Origin of the sequence: Kitasatospora sp. NPDC058406 (genome assembly GCF_042722765.1) — a bacterium.
GTDB lineage: Bacteria > Actinomycetota > Actinomycetes > Streptomycetales > Streptomycetaceae > Kitasatospora.
This window is the reverse complement of the sequence record NZ_JBHXKE010000454.1, coordinates 1-2,882: the sequence shown is the minus strand read 5'-3', so window position 1 is coordinate 2,882 and position 2,882 is coordinate 1. Positions and strand designations below refer to the sequence as shown.

Here is a 2,882-nt window from a genome sequence, read left to right as displayed (position 1 = left end):
CCGCTGATTAAGAGTCAGCTGCTCTAACCAACTGAGCTAGCGGCGCCTGCTGACGGCAGGAACATTACCTGGTCAGCAGCCGGAACGCACAATCGGCCGGGGCGGCGGTCCGGTGCCCGGGGCGGCACCCGGCGCGAGACGCCCCGCGCCCGGGGCCCGTCGCACGCCGTCACGGCACGAGGACGACCTTCCCCCGGACGTGCCCGGTGCCGACCAGCCGGTGGGCGTCGGCCGCCCGCTGCAGCGGGAAGGTGTCGGCGATCTCCACCCGCAGGGCGCCCCGCCTCCCACAGGCCGACCAGCTCGGCCAGCCGGGCCGCCGTCCGCTCCCCCCGGATCCCCCGGACGCCGAGCCGTCCGGCGCCCGGGTAGTCGACCACGGTGCCGATCCGGTCCCGGTCGGCGACCAGCTCGACGGAGGCCTCCAACGCCCCGCGCCCGGCCGCGTCGAAGGCCGCGTCCACGCCCTGCGGCGCGACCGCCCGGACCCGTTCGACCAGCCCGTCGCCGTACGCGACCGGGATCGCGCCGAGCTCCCGCAGGTAGTCGTGGTTGCGCTCGCCCGCGGTGCCGATCACGGTCACGCCCCGGGCCCGGGCCAGCTGGACGGCGATCGTGCCCACCCCGCCGGCGGCGCCGTGCACCAGGACGGTCTCGCCCCGGTCGACCTTCAGCTGTTCGAACGCGAGGTGCGCGGTCTGCCCGGAGGCGGAGAGCGCCCCGGCCTGCTCCCAGGGCATCCCGGCCGGCTTGCGCACCAGGCGGGCGACGTCCGCGACGACCCGCTCGGCACTGCAGCCGAGCAGCCGGAAGCCCAGGACCTCGTCACCGACCGCCCAGCCCTCGGTGCCGGGCCCGAGACGGTCGACCACCCCGGCGAACTCGTTGCCGGGCACCAGCCCGGGCGCTATCTCGACGCCGGCCGGGGCCAGGCCCGCACGGACGGAGAGGTCGACCGGCTGCACCCCGGCCGCGTAGACCGTGACCCGCACCTCGCCCGGCCCGGGGACGGGGTCGGGCACCTCGGCCACCCGCAGCACTTCGGGGCCGCCGAACCGGGGCACGGTGACTGCCTTCATGGGGGAACTCCTGTCTGGTCGACCGTCGGGGCTCGATCATCAGACGTGAAGCCTGCTTGAGGTCAACCCCTGTCCTCGGCGCGTTGCCACAGTTGAGTGCATTGTCAGATTTATCCTCGACGGCGGCCCGGATCACGTCCGCGCCGTACCCGTCCGTCGCCGAGAGGAACCTCCCCGTGGGCCAGCTGCCCCTGCTCTTCCTGGTGCTGCTCGCCTCCGTGGTGACCATGCCGCTGGCCCGCCGCACGGGCGTGCCGCAACCGGTGCTGATGACCCTGCTCGGCATCGTCATGGCGGTGGTCCCGCAGATCCCGGACATCGCCATCGACCCCGACCTGATCCTGCCGCTGGTCCTGCCACCGCTGATCTTCGCCGTCGCGCGGCGCTCCTCGGTCCGCTACTTCAAGGCCAACATCCGCTCCATCCTGCTGCTCGCCGTCGCCCTGGTGGTGGTCACCACCGTCGCGGTCGCCGGCACCGTGCACTGGCTGCTGCCCGCCCTCCCGCTCGCCGCCGCCATCGCCGTCGGCGCCCTCGTCTCCCCGCCCGACCCGGTCGCCGCCGTCGCGGTGGCCGGCAGCGTCGGACTGCCCCGCCGACTGGTGTCGATCCTGGAGAGCGAGGGCCTGTTCAACGACGTCACCGCGATCGTCATCTACTCGCTGGCCATCGACGCGGTGGTCGGCGGCGACTTCTCGCCCAGCCACGCCGTGCTCCGCTTCGTCCTCTCGGCGGTGCTCGCCGTCGTCATCGGCGTCGCCCTCGGCTGGGCCAACACCAAGCTCGCCTCCTACCTGGAGGACCCGACCCAGCAGGTCGCGCTCAACCTGCTGGTGCCGTTCGCCGCCTACAGCCTGGCCGAGGAGATCCACGGCTCCGGCGTCCTCGCCGTCGTGGTCTGCGGGCTCTACCTGGCCGAGCGGGCCGCCGACGCCGACGCCGTCTCCTTCCGGCTGGTCGGCAACGCCTTCTGGGAGATCGTCGAGATCCTGATCACCGGTGTCGCCTTCGGCCTGATCGGGCTCGAACTGGCCACCGTCCTCAAGGAGGCCGGCTCCGGCTGGACCAGCATGCTCGGCGACGCCGCCGTGGTGATCGCCGTGGTCGTCGTGGTCCGGCTGCTCTGGCTGCTGCCGGCCGGCTGGCTCTCCCAGAAACTGCGCTCCGGCTCCGAGGAGGACACCCCGATCAGCTGGCAGGAGAGCGTGGTGCTCTGGTGGTCCGGGATGCGCGGGGTGGCGACCGTGGCGCTGGCCCTGGCCGTCCCGCTCACCGTCGACTCCGGTGACGCCTTCCCGGAACGCGGCCGGCTGGTCTTCATCGCCTTCAGCGTGGTGCTCTTCACCCTGCTGGTCCAGGGGCTCACCCTGCCCTTGCTGGCCAAGTGGCTCCACCTCGACCTCGACCACGACCGGCACGAGCAGGCGGTCCGCCAGCTCTGGTGGCGCGCCGCCCGTGCCGGCCTCGACCGGCTCGGCGAGCTGGAGGAGCAGGACAAGCTGCCCGCCGAGGTCGCCGACCGGCTGCGGGACCGTCAGCACGACCGGCTGGCCCGGCTCTGCCCCGAGAACTACGCCGAGGAGGAGGCCACCGAGGCCAAGCAGCGTCTCTCCCAGTGGCGCGCCGCCCACAGCGTCGAGCAGGAGATGATCGCCGCCTCCCGGCGCGAGATGCTGGTCGCCCGCGCCGAGACCGGCGCAGACCCGGAGCTGGTCGACCAGGTCCTCCGCGGCCTGGACCTGCGCTCCGAACGGAAGTGACGGACCCTCCGGGAAGGGCCCCGCCCCGCGCCCTCCCCGCGCG

General features: G+C 73.6%; 2 protein-coding genes and 1 pseudogene. 1 reads left to right on the top strand and 2 read right to left on the bottom strand.

Features of this window, described 5'->3' with window-relative positions; all coding sequences use genetic code 11:
- Window positions 1–169: 169 nt before the first annotated feature.
- Together ACFWOG_RS40380 and ACFWOG_RS40375 are read right to left on the bottom strand one after the other, a co-directional pair.
- Window positions 170–268 (bottom strand): zinc-binding dehydrogenase, encoded by a 99-nt coding sequence (locus ACFWOG_RS40380; protein WP_380364681.1) that lies wholly within the window; start codon window positions 266–268, stop codon window positions 170–172.
- Window positions 269–446: 178 nt separating this feature from the next.
- Window positions 447–1,079, bottom strand: a pseudogene (locus tag ACFWOG_RS40375) (NADP-dependent oxidoreductase); the annotation flags it as partial.
- 176 nt (window positions 1,080–1,255) lie between these two features.
- Here ACFWOG_RS40375 and ACFWOG_RS40370 point away from each other — a divergent pair.
- Window positions 1,256–2,839 carry a Na+/H+ antiporter gene (locus ACFWOG_RS40370; protein ID WP_329883706.1) on the top strand — a complete coding sequence of 528 codons (1,584 nt, stop codon included), beginning with the start codon at window positions 1,256–1,258 and terminating at the stop codon, window positions 2,837–2,839.
- The last annotated feature ends 43 nt before the right edge of the window (window positions 2,840–2,882 follow it).